The 25937-nt window shown below is 72.9% G+C and carries 28 protein-coding genes; 22 read left to right on the top strand and 6 right to left on the bottom strand.

The features are described 5' to 3' along the window. On the top strand, window positions 1–634 hold a 634-nt coding region (locus VFO26_RS09000), incomplete at its 5' end, for a methionine adenosyltransferase domain-containing protein (RefSeq protein ID WP_325114618.1). Here VFO26_RS09000 and VFO26_RS08995 read toward each other — a convergent pair. The 5 genes from VFO26_RS08995 to VFO26_RS08975 all read right to left on the bottom strand — a co-directional run bounded on the left by VFO26_RS08995 (window position 631) and on the right by VFO26_RS08975 (window position 5733). Then, on the bottom strand, window positions 631–1227 hold the full coding sequence (locus VFO26_RS08995; protein ID WP_325114617.1) for a hypothetical protein: 597 nt from the start codon (window positions 1225–1227) through the stop codon (window positions 631–633). The genes VFO26_RS09000 and VFO26_RS08995 overlap by 4 nt on opposite strands. Before the next feature lie 97 nt (window positions 1228–1324). Next, window positions 1325–2008, bottom strand: coding sequence for a metal-dependent transcriptional regulator (locus VFO26_RS08990; protein ID WP_325114616.1), 684 nt, complete (start codon window positions 2006–2008; stop codon window positions 1325–1327). An 11-nt stretch (window positions 2009–2019) separates the two neighbouring features. Then, entirely contained in the window at window positions 2020–3621 is a 1602-nt protein-coding gene (locus tag VFO26_RS08985) for an iron ABC transporter permease (RefSeq protein WP_325114615.1), read from the bottom strand. Between the two features lie 25 nt (window positions 3622–3646). Further along, window positions 3647–4642, bottom strand: coding sequence for an iron ABC transporter substrate-binding protein (locus VFO26_RS08980; protein ID WP_325114614.1), 996 nt, complete (start codon window positions 4640–4642; stop codon window positions 3647–3649). A gap of 77 nt (window positions 4643–4719) precedes the next feature. Further along, on the bottom strand, window positions 4720–5733 hold the full coding sequence (locus VFO26_RS08975; protein WP_325114613.1) for an ABC transporter ATP-binding protein: 1014 nt from the start codon (window positions 5731–5733) through the stop codon (window positions 4720–4722). 79 nt (window positions 5734–5812) lie between these two features. On the opposite strand from VFO26_RS08975, the gene priA reads away from it, so the two are divergent. The 19 genes from priA (at window position 5813) to VFO26_RS08880 (ending at window position 22928) form a co-directional block, all read left to right on the top strand. After that, window positions 5813–7744 (top strand): replication restart helicase PriA, encoded by a 1932-nt coding sequence (priA, locus tag VFO26_RS08970; protein ID WP_325114612.1) that lies wholly within the window; start codon window positions 5813–5815, stop codon window positions 7742–7744. Between the two features lie 10 nt (window positions 7745–7754). Continuing rightward, the gene (locus VFO26_RS08965; RefSeq protein WP_325114611.1) at window positions 7755–8165 is read left to right on the top strand and encodes a PaaI family thioesterase; all 411 of its coding nucleotides are present in this window, start codon (window positions 7755–7757) and stop codon (window positions 8163–8165) included. Between the two features lie 9 nt (window positions 8166–8174). Beyond that, window positions 8175–8783 carry a peptide deformylase gene (def, locus tag VFO26_RS08960; RefSeq protein ID WP_325114610.1) on the top strand — a complete coding sequence of 203 codons (609 nt, stop codon included), beginning with the start codon at window positions 8175–8177 and terminating at the stop codon, window positions 8781–8783. Between the two features lie 8 nt (window positions 8784–8791). Then, on the top strand, window positions 8792–9592 hold the full coding sequence (locus tag VFO26_RS08955) for a methionyl-tRNA formyltransferase (protein ID WP_325114609.1): 801 nt from the start codon (window positions 8792–8794) through the stop codon (window positions 9590–9592). After that, on the top strand, window positions 9571–10836 hold the full coding sequence (locus VFO26_RS08950; protein WP_325114608.1) for a transcription antitermination factor NusB: 1266 nt from the start codon (window positions 9571–9573) through the stop codon (window positions 10834–10836). The genes VFO26_RS08955 and VFO26_RS08950 overlap by 22 nt, the downstream gene beginning before the upstream one ends. A gap of 61 nt (window positions 10837–10897) precedes the next feature. Next, entirely contained in the window at window positions 10898–11578 is a 681-nt protein-coding gene (locus VFO26_RS08945) for a ribulose-phosphate 3-epimerase (protein WP_325114607.1), read from the top strand. After that, window positions 11575–12519 (top strand): bifunctional diaminohydroxyphosphoribosylaminopyrimidine deaminase/5-amino-6-(5-phosphoribosylamino)uracil reductase RibD, encoded by a 945-nt coding sequence (gene ribD, locus VFO26_RS08940; RefSeq protein WP_325114605.1) that lies wholly within the window; start codon window positions 11575–11577, stop codon window positions 12517–12519. Before VFO26_RS08945 ends, ribD begins: the two co-directional genes overlap by 4 nt. A gap of 17 nt (window positions 12520–12536) precedes the next feature. Beyond that, complete coding sequence (locus VFO26_RS08935; protein ID WP_325114604.1) at window positions 12537–13136, top strand: riboflavin synthase; 600 nt, start codon at window positions 12537–12539, stop codon at window positions 13134–13136. 19 nt (window positions 13137–13155) lie between these two features. Then, window positions 13156–14415 carry a bifunctional 3,4-dihydroxy-2-butanone-4-phosphate synthase/GTP cyclohydrolase II gene (locus VFO26_RS08930; RefSeq protein ID WP_325114603.1) on the top strand — a complete coding sequence of 420 codons (1260 nt, stop codon included), beginning with the start codon at window positions 13156–13158 and terminating at the stop codon, window positions 14413–14415. 19 nt (window positions 14416–14434) lie between these two features. Continuing rightward, the gene (gene ribH / locus VFO26_RS08925; protein ID WP_325114620.1) at window positions 14435–15235 is read left to right on the top strand and encodes a 6,7-dimethyl-8-ribityllumazine synthase; all 801 of its coding nucleotides are present in this window, start codon (window positions 14435–14437) and stop codon (window positions 15233–15235) included. A 97-nt stretch (window positions 15236–15332) separates the two neighbouring features. After that, complete coding sequence (gene rpmB, locus VFO26_RS08920; protein ID WP_325114602.1) at window positions 15333–15524, top strand: 50S ribosomal protein L28; 192 nt, start codon at window positions 15333–15335, stop codon at window positions 15522–15524. Between the two features lie 139 nt (window positions 15525–15663). Further along, on the top strand, window positions 15664–16026 hold the full coding sequence (locus VFO26_RS08915) for an Asp23/Gls24 family envelope stress response protein (RefSeq protein WP_325114601.1): 363 nt from the start codon (window positions 15664–15666) through the stop codon (window positions 16024–16026). Next, a complete protein-coding gene (locus tag VFO26_RS08910; protein WP_325114600.1) occupies window positions 16023–17621 on the top strand; it encodes a DAK2 domain-containing protein in 1599 nt (532 codons plus the stop codon). Before VFO26_RS08915 ends, VFO26_RS08910 begins: the two co-directional genes overlap by 4 nt. 2 nt (window positions 17622–17623) lie before the next feature. After that, window positions 17624–18031 (top strand): response regulator transcription factor, encoded by a 408-nt coding sequence (locus VFO26_RS08905; protein WP_325114599.1) that lies wholly within the window; start codon window positions 17624–17626, stop codon window positions 18029–18031. Window positions 18032–18041: 10 nt separating this feature from the next. After that, complete coding sequence (locus VFO26_RS08900) at window positions 18042–18908, top strand: DegV family protein (protein WP_325114598.1); 867 nt, start codon at window positions 18042–18044, stop codon at window positions 18906–18908. Between the two features lie 100 nt (window positions 18909–19008). Continuing rightward, the gene (recG, locus tag VFO26_RS08895; RefSeq protein ID WP_325114597.1) at window positions 19009–21111 is read left to right on the top strand and encodes an ATP-dependent DNA helicase RecG; all 2103 of its coding nucleotides are present in this window, start codon (window positions 19009–19011) and stop codon (window positions 21109–21111) included. 20 nt (window positions 21112–21131) lie between these two features. Further along, on the top strand, window positions 21132–21665 hold the full coding sequence (gene rsmD, locus VFO26_RS08890; protein WP_325114595.1) for a 16S rRNA (guanine(966)-N(2))-methyltransferase RsmD: 534 nt from the start codon (window positions 21132–21134) through the stop codon (window positions 21663–21665). Window positions 21666–21672: 7 nt separating this feature from the next. After that, window positions 21673–22203 carry a pantetheine-phosphate adenylyltransferase gene (coaD, locus tag VFO26_RS08885; protein WP_325114594.1) on the top strand — a complete coding sequence of 177 codons (531 nt, stop codon included), beginning with the start codon at window positions 21673–21675 and terminating at the stop codon, window positions 22201–22203. Window positions 22204–22409: 206 nt separating this feature from the next. Beyond that, a complete protein-coding gene (locus VFO26_RS08880; RefSeq protein WP_325114593.1) occupies window positions 22410–22928 on the top strand; it encodes a hypothetical protein in 519 nt (172 codons plus the stop codon). Window positions 22929–23004: 76 nt separating this feature from the next. On the opposite strand, the gene VFO26_RS08875 is transcribed toward VFO26_RS08880, so the two are convergent. Continuing rightward, entirely contained in the window at window positions 23005–24129 is a 1125-nt protein-coding gene (locus VFO26_RS08875) for a hypothetical protein (RefSeq protein ID WP_325114592.1), read from the bottom strand. A 147-nt stretch (window positions 24130–24276) separates the two neighbouring features. On the opposite strand from VFO26_RS08875, the gene VFO26_RS08870 reads away from it, so the two are divergent. Together VFO26_RS08870 and VFO26_RS08865 are read left to right on the top strand one after the other, a co-directional pair. Further along, window positions 24277–25350, top strand: a complete 1074-nt coding sequence (locus VFO26_RS08870; protein ID WP_325114591.1) for a glycosyltransferase — start codon at window positions 24277–24279, stop codon at window positions 25348–25350. Between the two features lie 39 nt (window positions 25351–25389). Continuing rightward, the gene (locus tag VFO26_RS08865) at window positions 25390–25908 is read left to right on the top strand and encodes a DUF177 domain-containing protein (protein ID WP_325114589.1); all 519 of its coding nucleotides are present in this window, start codon (window positions 25390–25392) and stop codon (window positions 25906–25908) included. Window positions 25909–25937 lie beyond the last annotated feature (29 nt).

The raw sequence follows: 25937 nt of genomic DNA, 5'->3' as shown, positions 1-25937 counted from the left end.
GGTGGTCCTGTCGACCCAGCATGCCGAGGGCTGCGCCACCGAGGAGATCCGCGAGCTGGTTCGGCCATACATCCGGGCCACGCTGCCCGACGGGTGGATGTGCCCCGAGGCCGAGCTCTACGTGAACCCGACCGGCAAGTTCGTGATCGGCGGCCCCGATGGGGACGCCGGCCTCACCGGCCGCAAGATCATCGTCGACACCTACGGCGGCGCCGCCCCGCACGGCGGCGGCGCGTTCTCGGGCAAGGACCCGACCAAGGTCGACCGCTCGGCCGCCTACGCCGCCCGCTACGTCGCCAAGAACGTCGTCGCGGCCGGGCTCGCCGACCGCTGCCAGGTGCAGGTTGCCTACGCGATCGGGGTCGCGCACCCGATGAGCGTGCTCGTGGACACGTTCGGCACCGAGGCGACGGGTCTGACGAACGAGCGGATCACCGAGCTGGTGCTGGAGCACTTCGACCTGCGCCCGGGCGCGATCGTACGCGACCTCGACCTCTTCCGCCCGATCTACGCGAAGACGGCCGCCTACGGGCACTTCGGCCGCACCGACTCGGCGGACTACACCTGGGAGCGCACCGACAAGGCGGACGCGCTCCGCGCGGCCGCCGGGCTCACCACTCCGACCTCCGTCTAGCGCCTCGCCGGCACGCGCTGGACGAGCCGCTCGACGCGCTCCGTCAGGCGTGCGAGCAGCGCGTCCGCCCGCTGCTGCGTGAGCCGTCCGTTCGTGACCGCCTTCGAGGCGCGCTCCTTCGCCCTGGCGAGCATCGCGGCGACGAGACCGTCGACGCTCTTGCCCTTGGCGACGGCGATTTGGGCCAGGGAGTGCCCGTTCCGAAGCTCCGCCCTGAGCTCGGCGCGCGTCATCCCGAGGTACGCGGCGGCCGCGCCGAGGCCGTGGCCCTTGGCGGCGACCCGCTTCACGAACGCCCGGTGCTTCTGCGCGAAGCCCTTCCGGATCCCGATCCCGAGCCCCTTCGCATTCGCGATGCGCTTCTCGAGCCTCGCGGCCTGCGCGGGAGTCAGCCTTCCCGCGGCCACTGCTGCATCGATCCGCGCCGCCAGCGCTGACCGGAAGGCCTCGCGGAGACGCTCCGGCGAGATTCCGAGCCGCGCCGCGACGTCGTCGGCGAGAGAGGGCCGCTCGGCTGCGGCTGCGGTGGAGGCTCCGACCGCGAGCGAGGCGACGGCGGCAACGGCGGCGACGAGTGCGACGATCCTGGTCACGTGACGAGCTCCTTCCCGACGAGGTCCTGCGTGGAAGCGAACCACGGCGCCGTTCGCATCCGGTGAGCGGAGCGTAAGCCGGATGTAAGCCGCGCGTCTACGCCGCCACGCGGACGTAGAGGCCCTGGGCGGCCTTCTCGCCGATCGCCCGCTCGCCGTCGTCGAGCACGACCTTGAGCTGCCCGGCGGCGGGCTGGGCCTCGCGCATCTCCACGTTGGAGCCGGGGACGTACCCCTCGTCGTAGAACCAGTGGAGCAGGTCGCCGTCGTGCTCGGCGAGGCGGACGATCTCGCCGCGCTGGCCGGGCGCGAGCTCCGCGAGCGCGACCAGGCCGACGTTCTCGGTCTGCTCGACCTCGGGCTCGACGGGCCACCCGTGCGGGCAGCGGTCGGGCCGTCCCAGGCGCTCGTACATCCGCTCGATCATCTCCTCGCTGAAGGTGTCACCCATCTCGTCTGCATGGACGTGCGACTCCGAGGCCGTGTAGCCCATGAAGTCGGTGAGGAACCGCTCGATGATCCTGTGCTTGCGGACGACCTTCTCCGCGCGCTCGATCCCGGACGGAGTGAGGATGGCCTCCTTCTGCTCGCCGCGCTCGACGAGGCCCTCGGTCTCGAGGCGCTTCAGCATCTCGCCCGCGGACGCGCGCGAGACGCCGAGCATCTCGGCGACGCGGGAGGCGATGGCGCTCTCGCCCGCGGGCCGGTACTCGCCGATCGGGAAGGCGAGGAAGTAGATCACTTCGAGGTACTCGTCGATCGAGTGCCCGTGGCCCGCCATCGGGGCGCAGTCTAACCGCCGGGCTCGGCGAGCTCCCTCCGGTCACCGTGCACGAGCCAGAGCACGGGCGCGGACAGCACGATCAGGAGGAGAGCCGGGACCACGGCCTGCGAGTAGGCCCCGACCTGCGTCGCGCCCCAGATCTCCGTCGCGAGCGTGTCGAAGCCGATGGGGCGCAGCAGGAGCGTCGCCGGCAGCTCCTTCATCGCAGAGAGGAACACGAGCGCGGCTCCGGCAAGCGCCCCGGAGCGGGCGAGCGGCACCGTGACGAGCCACATCGTCGCGAAGGGGCCCCGGCCCAGTCCCCGCGCGGCCTCCTCCACACGGGGGCTGACTCGGGCCAGAGCCGTGTCGAGCCCCGACAGGGCTTGGGGGAAGAACCTGACCGCGTACGCGAAGACGAGCAGCCCGAGGGTCTGGTAGACCGGCGACGCGTAGCGGGCGGCGAAGAACACGAGCGACAGGGCGATGACGATCCCCGGGAGGGCATTGCCCGCGTAGGAGAGCCGCTCGAGCACGCGCGACGTACGAGACGGGTACCGGTGCGCCAGCACGGCGACCGGGACCGCGGCGGCGAGCGTGACGACCGCCGCCAACCCGGATGCGCCGAGCGAGTGCGTCGCCTCGCTCCACGGCACGTCGAGCCCTCGCTCGTTCTCGATCCCCCGGGCGAGCCAGTAGAGCAAGACCACCGCGGGAAGGACGAGGAAGAAGCCCGTCACGGCCGCGCACCACGCCATGCCGAGGTACCGCGCCCTGCCGAGCTCGACGGGCCGGGCGCGTCGGGCCGCACCCGGGCTCGTCCGCCAGAGCCGTCCCCGCGTTCGTGTACGGAGCTCCAGCGCAAGCGCGACGGCCGTGAGCGCGACGAGCACCAGCGCGAGCACCGCAGCCGGTGTTCGGTCGAACAGGCTGCGGTACTGGACGTAGATCGCCCGGGTGAGCGAGTCGTAGCGCATCAGCGAGACGACCCCGAAGTCGGAGAGCGCGTAGAGCGCGACGAGCAGCGAGCCGAGGGCGATCGAGGGGCGCACGGCGGGCAACGTCACGCGAAGGAGCGCCCGGGACCGCGAGACGCCGAGGCCGCGTGCCGCCTCCTCGAGCGCCGGATCCAGATCGCGGAGCGCCGCCTGCGTGAGGATGAACACGTACGGGTACGTCGACAGCGTCAGCGCCGCGACGGCGCCCCAGTACCCGGTCGGGTCGGGGAGCCGCTCGACGCCGAGCGCCTGCTGGAGCAGGCCCCGCTCCCCGAAGAACCCGAGCAGGCAGAACGCCGCAACGTAGCTCGGGATCACGAGTGGCAGGGCGGCCGCGACCGCCCAGAGCCGTCGCCCGGGGAGATCGGTGCGGGTCACGAGCCAGGCGGTGGGAACGGCGACGACGATCGCCGCGACGACGACGCCGACGACGAGCAACACCGTGTCGACGACGAGGCGGAGCGTCGAGGAGTCCCAGAGGAGGTCGAGCGCGCGGCCGCCGTCCGCGACCCGGATCACGAGGTAGGCGAGCGGAAGGAGGAGGAGCGCGACCACCACGCTCGCGGCGAGCGCGAGGGCGAGTGGCGGCCGCGGGCCGTCCCCGGAGGGCCGGCCTCCCCGGGCCGTGCTCACGGAGGGAGCAGCTCCGCGCTCACGTTCACGTCAGCCAGCCGGTCTGGCGCAGGAGCTCGACCGTCTGCTCGAGCTCGGCACCGAACGCGGTCAGCGCGACGTCCGGCCCCTCGATCTCGGCGAGGGGCACGAGCCCCTCCGGCGGGTCGACCCCGTCGACGAGCGGGTACTCGTTCTCCTCGGCCTCGTCGACGTAGAAGCGCTGTGCATCGTCCGAGAGCAGGAACTCCACGAACGCCTCGGCGTCGTCCTCCTGGTCGGTGCTCGAGAGCACGCCCGCGCCCGCGACGCTGACGAGTGTCCCCGGGTCGCCGGCCTCGAACAGGTGGTTGGCGATGGGGGCGTCGGGCTGCTCCTCGAGCACGAGCGCGAGGTAGTAGTGGTTGACGAGGCCCACGTCGATCTCGCCGGACGCCACGGCCTCGACGATCGGGGTGTTCCTCTCGTACGTCTTCGCGCCGTTGTCCTTCATGCCATCGAGCCACTCGCGGGTGCGATCGTCGCCGAGGGAGAGTCGCATCGCCGTCACGAACGCCTGGAACGAGGCGTTCGTCGGGGCGATGCCCACGCGGCCCTGCCACTCCGGCTGCGTCAGCTCCAGGACGGAGCTCGGAAGCTCGCCCTCCTCGAGGCGATCCGTGTTGTAGACGAGCACGCGGACCCGGCCCGACGTTCCGACCCAGCGGCCGTCGGCGTCGCGGAATCGCTCCGCGACGCGATCCAGCGTCTCGGCCGGCAGCTCGGCGAGCTGCTCGTCGACCGCGCCGAGCGAGCCGGGGTCCTGCGCGAAGAACACGTCGGCCGGCGAGTTGTCCCCCTCCTCGGCGATGGTCGCCGCGAGCTCGGCCGAGTCGCCGTAGCGAACCTCGACGTCGATGCCGGTGGATTCGGTGAACCGGTCGAAGAGAGGCGCCACGAGCTCCTCTTCACGCCCCGAGTAGACGGTGATCGGGCCGTCCGACCCGTCGCTCCCGCAACCGGCGACCGCGGCCGCCGCGAGGAGCACAGCCAGCGCTGTCATGGCTCTCATTCGTCCTCCCGAAGCAAGGTGTGCCAAGGTAACTTTGTAAGGCGCACCTTACAACGAGGCGAGTCGACCTAGCGGAGAACCGCGACGCGCCCGTCGTGCAGGTGGACCGCGACGCGCGCCCCGAGCGGCACGACCTCGTTCGAGGGCCGCTGGGAGACGACCTCGAGCCCGTCCACGCGAACCCGGTAGAAGACGTCGTGCCCGCGGAACTCCCGCGCGACGACCTCGCCCTGCCCGTCGGGATCGGGGGCGAGCGCGACCAGCTCGGGCCGCACCAGCACCTCGACGGGCCCGGCGAAGCCGTTGGCCGGGAACACGCCGATCGAAGTGTGCACCGCTCCGGCCGCGACCTGTCCGGGGAGGACGTTGCCGGCACCGAGGAACTCCGCCGACCAGCGGTTGGCGGGAGCGAAGTAGAGCTCCTCCGGCGTCCCGACCTGGACGATCGTGCCGTCTCGCATCAGCGCGATTCTGTCGGCGAGCGAGAACGCCTCCTCGCGATCGTGGGTCACCAGGATCGCGGTGACCCGGAGCGGGCGGAGGACGGACGAGACCTCGTTGCGAAGCTCCGCGCGCAGCTGGGGGTCGACGTTCGACCACGGCTCGTCGAGCAGGACGATCGCCGGGGCCGGCGCGAGCGCCCGTGCGAGGGCAACGCGCTGCTGCTGGCCGCCGGAGAGCTCGTGCGGGTAGCGGCCGCCGAGCCCGCAGAGGTCGACGAGCGCGAGCAGCGCCGGCACACGGCGCGCTCGATCGCGCCTTGGTAGCCCGAAGCCGACGTTCTCCGCCACGGTCAGGTGCGGGAAGAGCGCGTAGTCCTGGAACACCATCCCGACGCCGCGCGCCTCCGGAGGCAGCCAGGCGCCGTCGCCCGCGACGGGCCTGCCGCCGATCTCGATCGCCCCGCCGTCGGGTCGCTCGAAGCCCGCGATCGTGCGGAGCAGTGTCGTCTTGCCGCAGCCCGACGGGCCCAGCAGGGCCACGATCTCGCCGCGCGCGACTTCGAGCTGGGCACCGTCCACGGCGACCACGTCGCCGAAGCGCTTCGTGACCGCGTCGAGACGGATTGTGGTACCGCTCATGTAAGGCAGACCTTACCCTCCTCCGCAGGCATGCGCGAGCGAGTCGCCACCGCCGGACGCGCGGGTACGTTGGTCGCCGATGCCCTTCGCCACCGTCTATCCCCTCGTCTCGACCCGCTCGCTCGCACGGCCGTTCACCTATGACGTCCCCGAGAGCGTCGCGAAGGGCGCGGTCGTCGCGGTGCGCCTCGGCCGGAGCGCGACCCGGGGGGTGGTCTCCGACGTCGGGGTCGAGGCTCCCCCCGGGATCGTCCCCGTCGCCGCCGGAAAGCTTCTCGACGAGATCCCCGCGCCGCTCGTCGATCTCGCCCTCTGGCTCGCGGACTACTACGGCTCGACACCGGCCCGGGCCTTCGAGCTCGTCGCCCCGCGTCGCCGCTCGCCGCGTGGAGAGCGCCCGTCGCCGGCGTCCCGCGAGTCCTTCGGCGGCGAGCCGGAGCCCTCCGCGCTGACCCCGGGCCAGCAGGCTGCGGTCGAGCGGATCGTCGCCGCGCTCGACGAGGGCGTCGGCGAGCACATCCTGCTCGATGGGCCGACCGGCAGCGGCAAGACGGAGGTGTACCTCCAGGCCTGCGCCACGGCACTCGCGCGGGGTCTGGGGACGATCGTGCTGGTCCCGGAGATCGGGCTCGCGCCGCAGACCGTGGGACGCTTCCGGAACCGGTTCGGCGACCAGGTCGCGATCCTGCACTCGTCGCTCGGCGACGCAGAGCGACGCGACGAGCGCGACCGGATCGCCCGGGGGGAGGCCAGGATCGTGGTCGGCGCGCGCTCGGCGGTGTTCGCGCCGATGCGCGGGGTCGGCCTGATCGTCGTCGACGAGGAGCACGACACCGCCTACAAGCAGGAGTCGGACCCGCGCTACGACGCGCGCACGGTCGCCGCCAAGCGCGCCGCCCTCGAGGGGGCGGTCGCCGTGTACGGCTCGGCCACGCCGAGGCCGGAGAGCTGGGCGCGCCTGCGGCGCTCGTCGCTCCCCGCGCGCATCGGCGCGCCGATGCCGCGCGTGGGACTCGTCGATCTGCGCCGCGAGGCCGGCTACCCGCTCTCGGCGCCGCTGCTCGAGGCACTCGGCGTGCTCGTGGAGGACGGCGGCCGGGCGATCCTGATGCTCAACCGCCGCGGCGTCGCGCCCGCCGTTCACTGCCGCGCCTGCGGCGTCTCGCGGCGCTGCACCGACTGCGACGTCGCGCTCACCCTGCATGCCGACCACGCCCTGCACTGCCACCATTGCGGGCGCAGCGAGCAGGTGCCACGCGAGTGCCCCGAGTGCGGCTCGGTCGAGCTCGCGCGCATCGGTGCCGGCACCCAGCGCCTCGAGACCGAGCTGGAGCGACGGATGCCGGAGCTCGAGCGCTTCCGGCTCGATGCGGACGTCTCGGGCCGCGGCGGGGCTGTGCGCGACGTGCTCGAGCGCTTCGGCTCCGCCGACCGTGCGGTGCTCGTCGGCACGCAGATGGTCGCGAAGGGGCACCACCTGCCGGGGGTCGCCCTCGCTGCGGTCGTCGACGCCGACACGGGGCTCTCCCTCCCCGACTTCCGGGCCGAGGAGCGAACGTTCCAGCTCGTGACCCAGCTCGCAGGGCGCAGCGGCCGCGACGCGCCCGGCCGGGTCCTGGTGCAGACGTTCCAGCCCGACGCCACGCCGCTCCGACACGCGGTCAACCACGACGTCGCCGGGTTCCTCGCGGGCGAGCTCGAGCGCCGTGAGGTCCTCGGCTACCCGCCCTTCCGCCACCTCGTCTCGATCCTGGTCGCCGGCCCCGAGCCGGGCGCCCCGCTCGCGGCGCTGCGCGAGCTGCGGGGACGGCTCGACGCGGACGACGCGGTGCTGCTCGGGCCGGCGCCGGTGCTCCGGCTGCGAGGGCGTCACAGGGCGCAGCTGATCGCGAAGACGACGCAGCCGCGGGCGCTCGCCCGTCGGGCGTCGGCGCTCCTCGCCGCGGCGGCGCGAACGATGCGCCGCGACGGGCTGACCGCAGTCGTCGATGTCGACCCCCAGTCCCTGTAGGACGCGCCGGATGGACGAGCGCGTCACCGCGATGATCCGCGAGGCGATGCCCCTGGCGGCGCTGCTCGGCTTCGAGGGTGTCGAGGGCAGCCCGGAAGCCGTCGTCGTCCGCGGCGCCTGGGCGCCCGAACGCTGCACGGCTGCGGGCGTTCTGCACGGTGGGTACCTGATGTCTCTCGCGGACGTCGCGGCCGCCACGCTCGCCTTCCTCAATCTGCAGCCAGGCGCGACGACGGCGACGATCGAGGCGAAGACGAACTTCCTCGCAGCGGTCCGTGAGGGCTCCGTGACCGCGCGCGCGGGGCTCGTCCACGCCGGCCGTATGACGATCGTCGTGCAGGTCGACGTCCGAGACGAGGCGGGCCGGCTCGTCTCCCGCACGCTCCAGACGCAGGCCGTGATCGGCCCCGCCGAAGGCTAGACTCGCCTCGTGGCAGAGCACGAGCACCATCACGGCGACGAGCACGACGACGACCCCGAGCACGACGAGCTGACCGAGGCCGAGGCGCAGGAGCAGGCGGAGCGGCTTGTCCGCAAGGAGATCGCGCTCTCGCAGATCCGCCAGTACGGGGACCCGGTGCTGCGCATGCGCGCCGACGTGGTCGAGTCCTTCGACGCCGAGCTCCGCAAGGTGAGCGAGCGGATGATCGGGCTGATGCACGACGCGGACGGGATCGGGCTCGCGGCGACGCAGGTCGGGATCCTGCGGCGCATGTTCGTCTGCACGCTCGACGGCGAGGACCACGTGCTGGTGAACCCCGTCGTGACGTCGGTCGGCGACGAGACCGAGGTCGACGTCGAGGGGTGCCTCTCGCTGGGTTCGGTGCGCGTCCCCGTCGAGCGTGCGACGCGGGTCTCGCTCGCCGCCCAGGACATCGACGGAGAGCCTGTTGCGCTCGAGCTCGAGGGGCTTCCCGCGCGGATCGTGCAACACGAGGCCGACCACCTCGACGGCAGGCTGATGCTCGAACGCAGTGACGCGGAGTCTCGCCGCGAGGCGCTGGGCCGGCTGCGCCCCCGGCTCGTGCTCACCTCGTAGCAGGGCTCGTGGCCCGGATCGCCGTTGCCGCCACCGCGCCGTTCGGTGCGGACGTGCTGGAGCGACTCGCCGAGCGGCACGACGTAGCTGCCCTGCTGACCCGCCCCGACGCCCCGGCCGGGAGGGGACGCCGGCTCGCGGCGCCACCTGCCAAGGAGGTCGCGGAGCGGCTCGGGATCCCCATCCTGCAGCCCGAGCGGCCGGCGGCCGGGCTCGAGCTCGACGCTGCCACGGTGGTCGTCTGCGCCTACGGGCTCCTCGTCCCGAGCGAGCTGCTCTCGCAGCGTGCCTGGCTGAACGTGCACCCGTCCCTGCTGCCGCGGTGGCGGGGAGCCGCGCCCGTGGAGCGGGCGATCATGGCCGGCGACGCGGAGACCGGTGTCACGATCCACGAGACGGTCGCCGCGCTCGACGCCGGCCCCGTCGCTGCACAGGATGCCTTCCCGATCGGCCCCGAGGACGATGCGGGCGCCGTGTACGCGAGGGCGGCAGAGGCCGCGGCCCTGCTGCTCAACGACGTGCTCGCCCGGCCCGAGCCGCGGTTCGAGCCGCAGCAGGGTGAGCCGACGTACGCGGAGAAGATCCGTCCGGAGGACCGATGGCTCGACCTCACCCGCCCGGCCGAGGAGCTGGTGCGCGTCGTCAGGGCGCTCAGTCCCCACATCGGCGCGAGAGCGGAGCTCGAGGGGCGGCGGGTGACCGTGTGGCGGGCCAGGGTCGGCGCCGACGGGCGGTTCGAGCCGCTCGAGGTGCAGCCGGAGGGCGGCCGGAGGATGTCCGCCGAGGCGTGGCGCCGCGGGCTCAGGTGAGCGAGGTGTCACCTGCCCGGCGCACGGCCTTCGCCGTGCTGCGGCGGGTCTTCGAGGACGGCGCGTACGCCGACCGCGCCTTCCGCTCGGAGTCGGCCTCGCTCGATGACCGCGACCGGGCGCTCGCCCGGCGGCTCGCGTACGGCTCCGTCCAGCGGGTGCGGACACTTGACCACGCGATCGAGGAGCTCGGCCGGCGACCCGTGCGAAAGCTCGACCCACCCGTGCGCGCGGCGCTGCGCCTCGGCGCGTACCAGCTGGCGTTCCTCGACGGCGTCCCACGCTACGCCGCCGTCAACGAGTCGGTGGAGCTCGTCCGCGGGGCGGGCCTGGAACGGGCAGTCTCGTTCGCGAACGCCGTCCTCCGCCGGCTCGCCGACGGGGCGCGGGTGCTCTGCGAGGCCCTTCCCGAGCACACCGCGAAGGAGGCCGCTCTGCGCCACTCCTACCCGGACTGGGTCGCGGAGACGTGGTGGCGCGAGCTCGGCCCCGAGGAGGCCCGCGCGCTGATGGTCGCCCAGAACGACGAGCCGGAGACGGCGGTCAGGCTCGTCCGCGGCACGATCACCGGCAGCGAGGACCCGCTGATCCCCGGGGCATGGGTCGTCGACCGCGTCGACGAGCAGGCGCTCGCGGAGGGGCGCATCTGGCCGCAGAGCCGCGGGTCCCAGCTCGTCGGGCACGCCGTCGGCGCGCGCGAGGGGGAGCGCACGCTCGACCTCTGCGCGGCGCCCGGGGGCAAGGCGACGATGCTCGCCGGCGAGGTCGTCGCCGTCGAGGTCGACGAGGCCCGGGCCGCGCAGCTCGAGAAGTCCGCGCGCCGTCTCGGCGCGTCGAACGTCCGGGTCGTGCACGCGGACGCGCGCGAGCTGCCGTCCGAGCTCCATGGCTTCGACCGCGCGCTCGTCGACGCGCCCTGCTCCGGTCTCGGGGTGCTCGACTCGCGCCCGGATCTCCGCTGGAGGGCCGAGCCGCTGCCGGAGCTCCAGGGAGAGCTCTTGCGCGCGGCGATCGAGCGCGTGAGGCCGGGCGGGACGGTCGTCTACTCCACCTGCACCGTCAACGCGGCGGAGAACGAGGAGATCGTCGACCAGGCCGTCGGCGAGGGCCTGGTCGAGCTCGACGCCTCGCTCGGCGATGAATGGCCCTCGTTCCGCCGTCGCTCCCGCCCCGAGCTGCTCCAGACGCTGCCGCACGTGCACGGCACCAGCGGCTTCTTCGTCGCGCGGCTGACCAGGCCCTGAGCGCCCCGACCGCGGACACCCTGTCACGGGCGCCGCTCGGCGCCCCGAGTACGATCGCGGCGTGGCGTGGAGCGACTGGATTCGCGGCGGAGCCGAGGTGGAGCCGTCGCTCTACGCGGCGGACTTCCGGCGGCTCGGCGAGCAGATCGACGCGCTGCTCGCGGTGGGGTGCCGCGTCTTCCACTTCGACTGCGGCGACGGCCACTTCGTGCCGCCCGTGACCATCGGGCCGGTCGTGCTCCGCTCGATCGCCCCGGTGATCCACGAGGCGGGCGGGGTGCTCGACTGCCATCTGATGGTGGACGACCCGGCACACCACTTCGAGGAGTTCGCGTCGTCCGGCGCGGACTCGGTCACCTTCCACGTCGAGGTCGCGGGCGACCCCGCGGCGGTCGCGGAGCGCGCTCGCTCGCTGGGGCTCTCGGTGGGGGTCGTGTTCAACCCGGAGACGAGCCCCGGGCGGGCGGCGGCCGCCGCTGCCGAGGCGAGCGCCGAGCTGATCCTCTGCATGGCGATCGACCCGGGTTACTCGGGGCAGGCGTTCATGCCCGAGGCGGTCGACAGGGTCTTCGAGCTCGCGACGCTCGTGGACGTCCCGATCCAGGTCGACGGGGGCGTGGGGGAGGTCAACATCGCTTCTCTCCGCCGGGCCGGGGCGTCGCTGTTCGTCGCCGGCAGCGCCGTGTTCGGTGCTGCGGATCCCGCGGCCGCGTACCTCCGCCTCGCCGCAGCCGCCGCGTGAGCATCGAACGCGCCCTCGAGCTGGTCGACCGCTCGCCGGGCAACGGGTACCCGAACCCCACGGTCGGAGCGGTTGTCGTCGCAGCGGACGGGACGACGCTCGGCGAGGGTGTCACCGAGCCGGCCGGAGGCAGGCACGCGGAGGTGGTTGCTCTCGACGAGGCCGGGGCCGGGGCAGGCGGCGCGACGCTCTTCGTGACGATGGAGCCCTGCGCCCACCACGGCCGCACACCACCGTGCGTCGACCGGATTCTCGAGTCGCACGTCGCGCGCGTCGTCGCCGGGTGCCGCGACCCGAGCCCGAGCGGAGGGGGAGGGGCGGTGAGGCTCCGGCAGGCCGGGGTCGAGACCGAGCTGCTCGACCTTCGGGAGGCGAGGCGGCAGAACGAGGCCTGGCGGACCTGGGCGGCGCTAGGACGCCCGTACGTGATCCTCAAGCTCGCACTCTCGGTCGACGGTCGTGCGGCGGTGCCGCGCCGTCGCTGGGTGAGCGGCGTCGCCGCCCGTCGCCGCGTCCACGAGCTGCGCGCCTCGGTCGACGCCGTCGGGGTGGGCATGGGCACCGTGCACGCCGACGCGCCGCGGCTCGACGCCCGCGACGTCCCCGTCGTCCGCCCGCCGCGGCGGCTCGCGTTCGGCCGGGGGCCGCTTCCGGACGGCTCGGAGCTCGAGCTCCGGAGCGGCCGTACCGAGGAGGAGCTGGGAGCCCTGGCCGCCGAGGGCGTCCAGTCCCTCCTGCTCGAGGGTGGGCCGACGATCGCGGCGTCGTTCCTGGCACACGGCTGGGTCGACCGCCTGCTCGTGTTCGTCGCGCCCGTGCTCGCGGGCGGCGGCCCCGCGGGGCTGGGCGAGCTGCCGGAGCCGCTCGACCTCGGTGAGCCGACCGTGGAGCTCGTGGGCGCCGATGTCCTGCTCGACTGGCGGCTGCGCGACGAGGTCTAGGGCGGTAGCCTCGCGTCGTGTTCACCGGGATCGTGCGCGAGGTCGGGCGCGTGGTCGAGGCGGAGGGCGGCGAGGCCGGGCGGACGCTCGTCGTCGAGGCCCCCGTGACCGCGGCGTCCACGGGTGTCGGAGACTCCGTGGCCATCGCCGGCGTCTGCCTCACCGCGGAGGCCGTCGACGAGGGTCGCCTGCGCTTCCACGCGGTCGGCGAGACCCTCGGGCGCACGACCCTCGGGCAGGTGCAGGACGGCGGTGAGGTCAACGTCGAGCCGGCGCTCAGGGCAGGTGACCCGCTCGGAGGGCACCTCGTCCAGGGCCACGTCGACGGCGTCGGGCGGATCGGCTCGGTCGAGGCGGAGGGAGAGGGCCTTCGCGTGGTCGTCGAGGCGCCGCCGGAGGTGCTCCGCTACTGCGTCGAGAAGGGGTCGATCACGGTCGACGGCGTCTCGCTCACGGTCGCCGAGCTCCTCGAGGACGCCTTCGCCGTCGCGCTCGTCCCGCACACGCTCTCGGCGACGACGCTGCGCGACCTCGTCCCGGGGCAGCCCGTGAACCTCGAGATCGACGTGCTCGCGAAGTACGTCGAGCGCCTCCTGGGGGCCAGAGGCTCTACTTGACCCAGGCTACGATGGCCCGGTGAGCGCAGTGACGACGAGCCCGTTCGCCAAGATCGAAGAGGCGATCGAGGAGATCCGCGCCGGGCGGTTCGTGGTCGTCGTGGACGACGAGGACCGCGAGAACGAGGGTGACCTGACGATGGCAGCGCAGTTCGTGACGCCCGACGCGGTCAACTTCATGGCGACGCACGGCCGAGGGCTGATCTGCCTCTGCCTCACGCCCGAGCGCTGCGACGAGCTCGGCCTGCGCCAGATGACCGACCAGAACGAGGCCCCGTTCGCGACGGCCTTCACCGTCTCCATCGAGGCCCGCGACGGCGTCTCGACCGGCATCTCGGCAGCCGACCGCGCCCGGACGATCCAGGTCGCTGTCGACCCGACCTCGACCGCCCAGGATCTCGTCCACCCCGGGCACGTGTTCCCTCTCCGCGCCCGCGCGGGGGGCGTGCTGAAGCGGTCGGGCCAGACGGAGGCGGCCGTCGACCTCGCCACGCTCGCGGGCCTCTCGCCGGCAGGGGTGGTCTGCGAGATCATGAACGAGGACGGGACGATGGCCCGGGTCCCGGACCTCGTCGAGTTCTGCGAGCGCCACGGGCTGAAGCTGGTGACCGTCGCCGACCTGATCGAGTACCGGCGGCGCACGGAACGGCTGATCGAGCGGGTCGTGTCGGTCCGCCTGCCGACCGATTACGGCGACTTCCAGGCCGTCGCCTACCGCGAGACGCTGACCGGGAAGCAGCACGTCGCGCTCGTCAAGGGCGACGTCGACGGCAAGGAGGACGTCCTCGTCCGTGTCCACTCCGAGTGCCTCACGGGGGACGTGTTCCACTCGAAGCGCTGCGACTGCGGCCAGCAGCTCGAGCGCGCTCTGGCGCGGATCGAGCAGGAGGGGATGGGCGTGCTCCTCTACCTCGCCCAGGAGGGACGGGGGATCGGGCTGCTCAACAAGCTCCGGGCCTACGAGCTCCAGGAGCAGGGTCGCGACACGGTCGAGGCGAACCTGGAGCTCGGGTTCAAGGCCGACGCGCGCGAGTACGGGATCGGCTCCCAGATCCTCACGGATCTCGGCCTGACCACGATCCGGGTGCTGACGAACAACCCGCGCAAGATCTCCGGCATCCGCGGCTACGGGCTGACGGTCGTCTCCCAGGAGCCGATCGAGGTGGAGCCGAACGACGAGAACCGCGAGTACCTGGCGACGAAGCGCGAGAAGCTCGGCCACACGATCGGGGAGAGGCTTCGCCACCAGGACGAGCGCTACGACCCGGACGACGTCTGAGGAAGGTGGGGTGAACCGAATGGACGATCGCGACCGGCCGGAGGACGAGCGGTCGTGGGCAGGCGAGGGCGACGACCTGGAGCGTGCGAGCGAGAACGTCCTCGGCGGATGGCCGAGCGACTCCGTCGAGGACCGAGACGGGTCCGCCCCGGAGCCGGGCTCCGGCGCCGGGCCGGTCGAGACGCGCGTAGCCGAGGACGCGCCGGCCGCCGCCGAAGATGTCGACGGGGAGCCGGACGCAGCGCAGGCCGTGGCCGCCGAGGAGGCCGTCGTCGAGACGGAGCGCGACGACGTGCCGGCCTCTGCAGAGAGCAGCGCCGAGCACGCGCCCGGCGAGCTCTCGATCCCACCGGGGTACCCGGTGCTCGAGGGCGAGCCTCGGGGAGGGCGACGGGCGGTCGGAATCGTGGTGAGCCGCTTCAACGGCCACGTCACGCGCCGCCTCCTCGAGTCCGCGCTCGACGAGCTCAGCGCCGCCGGCGTCGAGCGGGGCTCGATCACGGTGATGCCGGTCCCGGGCGCCTTCGAGCTCCCGATCGCGGCGATGGCGCTTGCGAAGACGCGACGCTTCGCCTGTGTCGTGGCGCTCGGGTGCGTGATCCGCGGGGACACGCCCCACTTCGACTACGTGGCCAGCGAAGCGGCCTCGGGGCTCCAGCTGGCCGCGATCGAGACCGGCGTTCCCGTGGCGTTCGGCGTCCTGACCCTCGACCGGCCGGATCAGGCGGCCCCGAGGGTCGACAAGGGCGCCGAGGCCGTGCGCACGGCGCTCGAGATGGCCGACCTCTTCGCGAACCTGCGGGCTGCCGCGGCTCGCTGAGCCGCCCGCCACGGCAGAGCGCTCCCGGGTCTACCAGCTGCAGGAGGGCGTTCGCGGGGGACCGCGGTTCCCCGACGTTGCTACCATGGCCGGCCGCATGTCGAGGGTCTGCGCCATCTGTGGGAAGAAGCCCGCGTCCGGGAACAACCGGTCGCACTCGATGGTGGCCACGAAGCGCCGCTTCAACCCGAACCTCCAGCGGGTCCGGCTCGTCCTCGACGGCAAGCCGACGCGCGACTACGTCTGCACGCGCTGTCTCAAGGCCGGCAAGGTCACCAAAGCCCTCTGACGCGACCGGCCGGCGTGCCCTCCCGGCCGCGGAGCCGGCCTCCAGGCCGCCTGCCTGACGTCGCTGAGCGCTCCCGGCGGCGGAGCCGGCGAGGCGCCGCGCCTCCCGGCACGCGGAGCGCGCGCACTAGACTCGCGCCGTGAAGAAGGGCACGGTCGTGCTGCGGGAGACCGACCTCGGGCGCGTGACGATGACCACGGGAGCGATCGCCGCGGTCGCCGGCCGGGCCGTCGAGGAGTCGTTCGGCGTCGTCGACCAGGCGGGCCGCCGGGGGCCGCTCCGGCTGCTCACCCGCGGCAAGCACGACCGGGGCGTCCGCGTCCGCCAGGCGGACGACGGGCTCGCCCTCGAGCTGCACGTCGTCGTCGACTACGGCGTCAACCTGGCCGAGGTGACGTCGATGGTGCGCTCCCGCGTCGCCTACGAGGTAGAGCGCCACACCGGCCTCCCCGTCAAGGCTGTCGACGTCCACGTCGACAGCGCGCGGAGGGCGAAGAGTTGATCGATCACGCCACCGTCATGCGGCTCACGACGTGCTCGCTCGAGAGCATTCGACGCCATCGCAGGCGGATCAATGCGTTGAACGTCTACCCGGTGCCGGACGGCGACACCGGCACCAACCTCGAGAAGACGATGGAGGGGATCGTCGAGGCCCTCGCGCGCTCGACGGCGACGACGACCGCGCAGCTGGCGGCCGACGCCCAGCGCGCGGCCACGATGGAGGCGAAGGGCAACTCGGGCGTCATCCTCTCCACGATCGTCCGCGGGCTGGCCCGTGTCCTCGGCGAGACCGACCGGGTCGACGCCACGGTCCTCGCCGGCGCGCTGCGCGCCGGGGCGACCACGGCGTACCAGGCGGTCAAGGTGCCGGTGGAGGGCACGATGCTGACGGTCATCCGCGAGATGGCGGAGGAGGCCGAGCTTCCCGACGCGCGCGCGCTCTCCGTCGTGGAGGCGCTCCGTCGTGTCGTGGCGCGCGGCGAGGACGCAGTCGAGCGGACGCCGGAGATGCTGGACAAGCTCCGTGAGGCCGGCGTCGTCGACGCGGGCGGCGCGGGGCTGCTCGAGCTCGTACGGGGCGCCCTCCACGGCCTGACGGGCGAGCCGCTGCCGGACGTGCCCGACGTGACCGAGGAGCTCACCGAGGACTCGATCCACCACGACGAGTCCGAGTTCCGGTACTGCACCGTGTTCGTCATCGAGGGGCAGGAGCTCGACCTCGACACGCTGCACGCGCAGCTCGAGCCGCTCGGCGACTCCCTGCTCGTGACGGGGGACGAGACCGTCGCGAAGGTGCACGTCCACACGGACGAGCCGGACGGCGCGATCGCGGTCGGCAAGGCGGTCGGCGTCGTCGACGCGGCGCGCGTCGAGATCGGGGACATGCACAGCCAGGCCGCCGAGCGCGAGGGATGGCTCGCACAGCTGCACGCGGCCGCCCAGGCGCCTCCGACGGAGGTCGGTCTCGTCGCCGTGGCGCAGGGCCCGGGCAACGCGAGGATCCTCCGGAGCGAAGGCGCCGCGATCGTGATCGAGGGAGGTCAGACGATGAACCCGTCGGTCGGCCAGATCCTCGAGGCGGTCACAGCAGTGAACACGGACAACGTGATCGTGTTGCCGAACAACCCGAACGTTCGCCTCGCGGCCGAGAACGCGGCGGCGGAGTCCACGAAGGACGTCCGCGTGATCGCGACCGGCTCGGTTCCCGAAGGGATCGTGGCTGCCTTCGAGTTCGACGCCGGGAAGGACGTCGACACGAACGAGGCCACGATGAAGGAGGCCGTCGGCCGCGTCGCGGTCGGGGAGATCACCCGCGCATCGCGGAGCGCCACGGTCGACGGCGTCACGGCCGCCGAAGGGGAGTTCCTCGGGATGCTCGACGGTCGCGCCTTCGCGACGGACGCGGAGATCTGGGCGGTCCTCGACGCGCTCCTCGACAGCTTCTCGGCAGAGGGTCATTCGCTGGTGCAGGTGCTCCGCGGGGAGGGAGCGCCCGCGGCCGACGAGATCGAGGCCAGGATCGAGGCTCGCGGCCTGGAGCCGGACGTCAAGTGGGGCGGGCAGCCCCATTACCCGCTTCTCCTCTCGGCGGAGTAGCGGTGGGGGCACGCGTCCTCCTCGTCGAGGACAACGATGTCTACCGGTCCTCGCTCGAGCTCCTCCTCGGGCTGCAGCCGGGCCTCGAGGTCGTCGGCGCCGTCGGCAGCGGCGCAGACGCGGCCCGTGCCGCTCGCGAGCTCGCCCCGGATGTCGTCGTGATGGACTACCGGCTGCCCGGGCTCGACGGGGCAGCCGCGACGCGCGCCGTGATCGCCTCCTCCGGGGCGGCTGTGCTGTGCCTCACCGCGGAGGCGACGGCGGAGGAGCGCGAGGAGATCCTGCGGGCGGGCGCCGTCGGGCTCGTGGAGAAGGGAGGTCCCATGGAAGGCCTCGCCGAGGCAATCCGCTCCGCTGCGGCGAGCTCGCCTCGGAGCGACGGGGCGGACGCCCGCTCCGAGCCCGAGTAGGGTTCCGGCCGTGGACCTGACGCGGGGCAACACGGCGATCGTCCTCGACTCGACCTCCGACTTCGTCCACGCCCGCGACCGGCACGCCAACATGCGGCTCGTCCCGCTCTACGTGCTGTTCGACGGCGAGCCCCTGCGCGACCACGTCGACATCGGCCCGGAGGAGTTCTACGAGAGGCTCGCCGCGGCGAAGACGCTGCCGACCACCTCCCAGCCCACGCCTGCCGATTTCCTCGCCTGCTACGAGGAGCTCGCCGCGGCAGGGTTCGAGCGGATCTGGTCGCTTCACCTCACGTCGAAGCTGTCCGGCACCTTCGAGTCGGCGCAGCGCGCCGCGGAGCAGCTCGAGGGCGACCGGGTGCGGCTGGTCGACACGGAGACGGCGTCGCTCGCGGTCGCGCTGCTCGCCGAGGCGATCGACCGCCGGCTCGAGCAGGGCACGACGGACGACGAGATCGCACGGCTGGTCGACCGGTTCAAGGGGTCGAACCGCGTCGTCTTCACCGTCGCCACCCTCGAGTACCTCCAGAAGGGCGGGCGGATCGGCAAGGCCCAGGCGCTCGCGGGGTCGCTCCTGAACGTCAAGCCGATCCTGACGGTGGAGGACGGGGTGATCGTCCCCCTCGGCCGAGTCCGCGGGCGACAGAAGGCGCTCGAGGAGTTCGCGAAGGTCTTCGTAGCCGAGACCGAGGACCGCGACGGCCTCCGCATCGCGATCGCGCACGCGAACGCCCCCGAGTGGATCGACGTGCTGACCGACATGGCCCGCAAGGTGCGGCCGAAGGCGACGCTCGAGCTCGTCGAGCTGCTCGGCGCAGTCGTCGGCACGCATGCCGGACCGGGCGCCGTCGGCTTCTTCTGGTTCCAGGACTCCTGACGCGACCAGGCCAAGCCGGCGCGAGGCGGCGGAGCCGCCCTCCGCCGGTGCCCCACACCGCCCGGGCCGCCCTCCGGGGCGCTCCGTAGACTCGGGATCGGTGCCCGCGACACCGACGACCCGGCAGCTCGCCGGCTTCACCGGCGTGGACCCGCCTGGGCGCTGGCCGCCGACGCGGACGATCCCACGAGCGGGTGCGCTCGAGCAGCCAGTCGAGACGCTCCCCGGTGTCGGCCCGGCCGTCCGTCGCAAGCTCGGGCGCCTGGGGATCGCGACGGTCGGCGACGTGCTCGCGCACCGCCCACGGCGCTACGAGTCGCCCGCCGAGGAGCGGACGATCGCGGAGCTCTTCGGGGACGAGGAGGCGGTGCTCGACGTCGTCGTGCGCCGGGCCTCTGCCCGTCGGCGGGGAAGGCTCCACATCCTCACCGCCCACGTCACCGATGCGACGGGTGAGATCCGCGCGACATGGTTCAACCAGCCGTGGCTCGAGGGAAAGCTCGCAGCGGGCACGCGGCTGCGGCTTCGGGGCAAGCCCAACCGCTTCGGTTTCCAGGTCTCCTCCTACGACATCGGCGATGCGGCGGAGACCGCGGACTTCGCGCCGGTCTATCCGTCGACCGCCGACCTCGCACAGAAGACGCTGCGCACCGTCACCGAGGCCGCGCTCGGGTTCGCACGGGACGGGGGCGAGCCGCTTCCTGCGGTCGTGCGCGCGAGCGACCAACTGCCGCTGCGCGCCGACGCGCTCGTCCGGCTCCATCGGCCGCGCTCGGACGCCGAGGCCGAGCGGGCCCGCCGGCGCCTCGCGCTCGACGAGCTGCTCACGCTCCAGCTCGCCCTCAGACGACGTACCGCGGAGCGGGAGGTGCTCGTGGCCGAGGCGCTGCCACCCCCGGCGGAGCTCGTCGCCACGTACCGCGACGTGCTTCCGTTCACGCTCACGGCGGCGCAGGACCGCGCCATCGCCGAGATCGACGCCGATCTGGCCCGGACGACGCCGATGCAGCGCCTGCTGCAGGGGGACGTCGGCTCCGGCAAGACCGCCGTCGCCCTCTACACACTGCTGCGCGCGGTCGAGGCAGGACGCCAGGGCGCCCTGATGGCGCCGACGGAGACGCTCGCCGAGCAGCATTTCTTCACGATCGAGGGGCTGTGCGCGGAGCTCGGCGTCCGTGTCGCGCTCCTCACCTCGAGCCTCACCGCACGCGAGCGCCGCGCCGCGCATCAACTGGTCGCATCCGGCGACGTGGGCATCGCGGTCGGCACGCACGCGCTGATCCAGCGAGAGGTCGAGTTCGCCGACCTGGCCGTCGCCGTCGTCGACGAGCAGCACCGCTTCGGCGTCGAGCAGCGCGCCGCGCTCGCGGAGGGGAGAAGCCCGCACGTGCTCCACATGACCGCGACCCCGATCCCCCGGACGCTCGCCTTGACCGTGTACGGCGACCTCGCGGTCTCCGAGATCTCCGCGCCGCCGGCCGACCGCAAGCCCATCAAGACGGCCTGGGTCACGGAGGAGCGGAGTGCCGAGGCGTACACCCGCCTCCGTCGCCACCTCGACGACGGCCGCCAGGCGTACGTCGTCTGCCCGCTCGTCGAGGGGTCGGAGACGACCCTCGCCCGTGCGGCCGAGGACGAGGCGGCGCGACTCCGCGAGCACGAGCTGGCCGGGTATCGCGTGGGCTGCGTCCACGGGCGCCTGAAGACGGCCGAGCGCCGCGCGACGATGGGGGCGTTCTCCCGCGGGGAGCTCGAGGTGCTCGTCGCGACGACCGTGATCGAGGTGGGCATCGACGTCCCGAACGCGACGATCATGATCGTCCAGGAGGCCGACCGCTTCGGCCTGGCGCAGCTCCATCAGCTGAGAGGCCGTGTCGGTCGGGGAGCCGAGCAGTCCTTCTGCCTTCTCGTCTCGCGTCACCGCGACGAGCTCTCGGAGTCGGCGATCGAGCGGCTCGAGGCGATGACCTCGACGACCGACGGCTTCGAGCTCGCGGAGCGCGACCTCGAGATCCGCGGCGAGGGTCAGCTCGTCGGCGCCCGCCAGTCGGGGCTGACCGACCTGCGGTTCACACGCCTGCGGGCGGATCGCGACCTGCTGGAGCGGGCGAAGGAGCTCGCCGCCGCGCTCGAGGGCGAGCCGTTCCTCCACGACGAGGTCGAGCGCCTGCTGGGCGAGGCCGAGCACGTCGGCGAGTCCTGAGGCTGTAGCCTCCACGCGGTTTGAGGGTCATCGGTGGAACGCACAGGGGCCGTCGGATCGCGGCGCCGAAGGGGGCGCACACCCGGCCGACGGGCGACCGGGTGCGCGAGGCGCTCTTCAACCTCGTCGGCCCCCTCGGCGGCGCGTCCGTGCTCGATCTCTACGCGGGGTCCGGCGCGCTCGGGATCGAGGCTCTGTCCCGCGGCGCCCGGAGGTGCCTCTTCGTCGAGACGGATGCGTCGGCGGCCAGGGTGATCGGCGAGAATCTCGAGGCGCTCGGGCTCACCGGCGCGATCGTCGACCGGAGGGACGCGCTCACGGTCCTTCGCGACGAGCGCTCCGCCGGGCGCCGCCACGAGCTCGTGCTGCTCGACCCGCCGTACGAGCAGTGGGAGAGCCTCGAGCAGAAGCTGGCCGAGCTCGTGCCGGCCGTCGTCGCGAGCCCGGGGATGGTCGTCGTCGAGACCGACGCCCGGATCGAGCCGACGCTCCCTCTCGACCTCCGGACATCGCGGCGGTACGGTTCCGCGCGGCTCACCGTCTTCACGTCCTGAACCCGACATGAACGACCGCGCACCCATCGTCGCCATCAACCCGGGCACCTTCGACCCGGTGACGCTCGGGCACGTCGACGTGATCCGCCGCGCCGCGGCGATCTTCGACCGCGTGGTCGTCGGGGTCGTCCGCGATCCGCACCACAAGCAGACGCTCTTCAGCGTCGAGGAGCGGGTGGCCTTTCTCGAGGAGGCGCTCGTGGGCCTCCCCAACGTCGTCGTGGACGTGTTCAGCGAGCTCGTGGTCGACTTCGCCCGCAAGCACGGCGCACGCACGATGGTGAAAGGGCTGCGCGTGATCGCCGACTTCGAGTGGGAGTTCCAGATGAACCGGCTCAACCACCTCCTCGCCCCGGAGGTCGAGACGATGTACGTGATGTCGAGCCCCGAGTACGCGTTCGTCTCCTCGAGCGGGGTCAAGGAGATCGCCTCGTTCGGCGGGAACGTCGAGGAGCTGGTGACGGAAGGCGTCGCCCGCCGCTTCCGTGAGCTGTACCCGGACGGCAGGCCGGGCGCGCCGCTGAGCCCACAGGACTGACCCGCTCGTGTCAGACCCGGGCCGGTCTCGCCCTCGGGTGTCTCCGGTCTGGGAACACGAGCCGTAGCGGCCGAAGGCCGACTTTGCCGGCTGGGAGGCCAACGCCGGTCTGTGGTGTCCGCACCCGGAGGAGGGGGGTCGTGGGGGAGCCATGGGTTCCCCCACGCCACAACACGCCCTCCGGGGTCGCGAGTACCATCCGTGGCATGGACGTCCTCGTACTCATCGACAAGCTCGACGATCTCGTGCACAACGCCAAGGCGGTGCCCCTGACCGACCAGGTCCGCATCGACCGCGAGGAGATCTACGACATCCTCGACCAGATGCGCGCGACGATCCCCGAGGAGATCAAGCAGGCCCGCTGGATCGTGAAGGAACGTCAGGAGATGCTCGCGGAGGCGAAGCGCGAGTGCGATCGGCTCATCGGAGAGGCACGCGAGCAGGCGCTGCGGGAGGCATCGCAGACCGAGATCGTGAAGCTCGCCGAGCGCCAGTCCCAGGACATCGTCGAGGAGGCGCGCCGCGACGCACGCGAGACGCGACTCGAGATGGAGGACTGGGCAGACGGGATCCTCTCGACCCTCGAGGTCAACCTGGACAAGTTCCTCGGCGCAGTCCGTCGCGGGCGGGAGCGGCTGCACGAGCGCTCCCAGGAGACGGTCGTCGCCGGGATCGGCCCGATCGAGCGCGACGGCAGCGCGGCGGAGGTCGACAGCTACCAGTGAGCGGCCGCGAGGCCCTGCCTCGCGCCGCACCCAGCCGTGGGCGGGGATCCGCAGTCGGATCCCCGCCCACGGTCGCCTACCCGGCCAGCGGCACCTGGACGAGCCGCGTGCCGGCGACGCCGGCGAGCACCGGGTCGCCCTGACGGTGCGCCTTGACGTAGAACTGCAGGTTGTAGTCGTTCCGGAGCGCCGGGAAGTCCCGCTCCGGCGTGACCGTGAGGGTCAGCCAGCCGTCCTGGCCGGTGCGCTGATCCTGGGCGTTCTGCGTCACGAGCGGCGTCGAGCGGAAGAAGACGAGGGCGTCCCGCACGACGAACCCGCGCGAGTCCTTCACCTTGATCCGGACCTGGAACGGCGACGTCCGCGAGCGGATCGGGTTCGTGCCGAACACGGTCTGGTCGACGACGAGGCTCTCGTTCGGCGGGACGCTCGTCACCGGGATCGACCGCTCGCCGTTCGGCAGGGTGATCATGCCGGCGGGGCCCTCGGGCCCTCGGACGACCGGGCTCTGCGCGGTCAGCCTGCTCGACTCGCCGCGGTTGTTCCGGGCGATGACCCTCGCGCGCAACGTCTTCCCGACGTCGCCCTCGCGGACGACGTAGGAGTCGTCGTTGAATCCGGGCTGCAGGACGCAGTTGTTCCCGTTGGTGTCGCAGCGGAGCCACGTGAACGTGAACGTGATCGGCTGCAGGCCGTTCCACGTGCCCGGGGTGACGCGCAGCGTCTGGCCCTGGGTCGCCGTGCCGCTCAGGGTCGGCGGCTGGACGTTCGTGGGGCGACCAGCGTCGGGCGCCCGCACGATCGCGGTCGCATTCGATGCCGCGGTCCGCGAGCCCTCGGCGTTCGCCGCCGTGACGCGCACGCGCAGACGGCGGTCGACGTCGGCGGTGCCGACGACGTACTGCGTGGTGGTCGCGCCGCTGATCGCCGCGCAGTCGGCGCCGGTGGGCAGGCCGCCGCCCCTGGGGCAGCGCACCCACTGGTACGCGAAGCTCGTGGGAGCGCCGGTCCAGGTGCCCTGGCTCGCGGTCAGCGTGGAGCCCACCGTGGCGGAGCCGGTGATCCTGGGCTCGACCGTGTTGCCGGGTACCGCCTGGGTGACGGCCCCGCCGCCGCCCGGCAACGCGAGAATCGTCGCCAGGGACGCGAGCGCCGCGGCGGCGAGCGTCCAGACGAGGTTGATCCTTCCTGTCGTGCGCATCGCGTGGGTCCTTTCGTCGATGTGACGACTCAGGTCTAACCCGGATCTCGGGCACCGAACGACCTGCTTACGGAAGATTCACCCGCCTTACGGAAACCTCATGAATCACGGCCCTTCGGGCCCCCCGAGGCCATCTAGAGTCGCTGCGTGAGGGTGCTCTTCGCGTCGACGCAGGGGGCGGGTCACTTCGGGCCGCTCGTGCCGTTCCTGGAGGCGTGCGTCCGCGGCGGGCACGAGGTCCTCGTGGTCGGTCCTCCGACCCTCGATCCGGGCGGGTATCCCTTCCGACCGGGCGCGACGCCCCCCGACGAGGAGCTCGGGCCGGTGTGGGCCGGGATGCCGGCCCAGCCGCCGGGCCAGGGCGACGTCGTGGTCGTCGGCCACATCTTCGCCCGGCTCAACGTCCGGGCGATGCTCCCGACCCTCCGGGCTGCGATCGACGAGTGGCGGCCGGATCTCGTCCTGCGCGAGCCGAACGAGTATGCGTCGGCGATCGCCGCCGAGGAGGCGGGCGTCCCGCATGCGCGCGTCGCGATCGGTCTTGCGCTGGTCGACGAGGGCGCGCTCGCGATCGCGACCCTGCCGCTCGAGGACGAGCGGCCGGGTATCACCGTCGCAATCGCACGCTCGCCGTACCTGACGTGCTGGCCGGAGTCGCTCGATCGCGCCTCCTTCCCGGTTGCCCGGTTCAGCGACACGACTGCTCGCAGCGCCGGGTCGCTCCCCGACTGGTGGCCGCGAGACACGCGCCCGCTGGTCTACGTCAGCTTCGGCAGCGTCGCCGCCGCGGTCCCGCCCGCAGCGGTCGCGTACGGGAAGGCGCTGGAGGCAGCCGCCCGCCTCCCCTGTCGGGTCCTGCTCACGACCGGCGGTGAGCTCGAGCTCGCCGACGTGCCTCCGAACGTCCACGTGGAGCGCTGGGTGCCGCAGGCGACGGTGCTCCAGCACGCCGCCGCCGTCGTGTGCCACGGCGGCTCGGGGACGACGCTGGGGTCGCTCGAGGCCGGGGTCCCGCTCGTGGTCGTCCCGCTGTTCGCCGACCAGCCCCACAACGCCGTTCGGGTCGCCGCCGTGGGCGCGGGCATCGTCTCCTCGCTGGACGGGATCGGGCGCGGCGTCGAGCACGTCCTCGAGGACGCCGCCTTTCGTGACGCTGCGGAGGGCGTCGCCGCCGAGATGCGCGGACTGGCGCCCGTCGACGGCTTTCTCGACGTGCTCTGAGAGCGCGGCCGGATCGCTCCGCGGCGCTACGCTCGCGACATGAGCCGCTTTCCCATCCGCGCGCTTCGCCTCCGCCCCGGCGAGGAGCATCGCGAGACCCTTCGTCTCGAGCTCGAGCCACTCGTCTTCGGCGGCGAGGCGTACGCGCCGACGCCTGGGGATGTGCCCGCCGAGCTCGTCGTCCAGCGAGCGTCGAGTGGCGACGTGTTCCGGCTCGCGCTCGCCACACGGCTCGAGGGGCCCTGCATGCGCTGCCTCTCGCCCGCCGGTGTCGCCATCCGGGTCGACGCCCAGGAGTACGAGGCGGCGAGCCCGGGCGGCGACGAGGAGCTCCACTCCGAGTACGTGGGGGACGGGGAGCTGGACGTCGCAGCCTGGGCACGCGACCAGATCGCGCTGGAGGTCCCGAACCAGATCCTCTGCAGACCCGACTGCGCGGGCCTCTGCCCCGTGTGCGGGAAGGACCTGAACGTGGAGCCGCACGCGCACGCCGAGGCGTCGGCGGATCCCCGTTGGGCAGCGCTCGAGGCGCTCCGCGGGGAGCCCGCGGACGGCTGACGCTCCTCGCCTGCGAGGTGCGGTTCTCC

This window comes from Gaiella sp., from assembly GCF_035710885.1.
Lineage (GTDB): Bacteria > Actinomycetota > Thermoleophilia > Gaiellales > Gaiellaceae > Gaiella.
Note: the sequence above shows the minus strand (reverse complement) of the source record. Positions and strands in the feature narration are given on the sequence as shown.

Bases quoted from the DNA above. Each gene is read 5' to 3' on its own strand.
- VFO26_RS08990 (WP_325114616.1), bottom strand. From the start codon at position 2,008: ATGGCGGGCCACGGGCACTCGATCGACGAGTACCTCGAAGTGATCTAC.
- VFO26_RS08880 (WP_325114593.1), top strand. From the start codon at position 22,410: ATGGACGTCCTCGTACTCATCGACAAGCTCGACGATCTCGTGCACAAC.
- ribH (WP_325114620.1), top strand. From the start codon at position 14,435: ATGGACGATCGCGACCGGCCGGAGGACGAGCGGTCGTGGGCAGGCGAG.
- rpmB (WP_325114602.1), top strand. From the start codon at position 15,333: ATGTCGAGGGTCTGCGCCATCTGTGGGAAGAAGCCCGCGTCCGGGAAC.
- VFO26_RS08965 (WP_325114611.1), top strand. From the start codon at position 7,755: ATGGACGAGCGCGTCACCGCGATGATCCGCGAGGCGATGCCCCTGGCG.
- priA (WP_325114612.1), top strand. From the start codon at position 5,813: ATGCCCTTCGCCACCGTCTATCCCCTCGTCTCGACCCGCTCGCTCGCA.
- VFO26_RS08875 (WP_325114592.1), bottom strand. From the start codon at position 24,129: ATGCGCACGACAGGAAGGATCAACCTCGTCTGGACGCTCGCCGCCGCG.
- VFO26_RS08865 (WP_325114589.1), top strand. From the start codon at position 25,390: ATGAGCCGCTTTCCCATCCGCGCGCTTCGCCTCCGCCCCGGCGAGGAG.
- VFO26_RS08975 (WP_325114613.1), bottom strand. From the start codon at position 5,733: ATGAGCGGTACCACAATCCGTCTCGACGCGGTCACGAAGCGCTTCGGC.
- VFO26_RS08980 (WP_325114614.1), bottom strand. From the start codon at position 4,642: ATGACAGCGCTGGCTGTGCTCCTCGCGGCGGCCGCGGTCGCCGGTTGC.
- coaD (WP_325114594.1), top strand. From the start codon at position 21,673: ATGAACGACCGCGCACCCATCGTCGCCATCAACCCGGGCACCTTCGAC.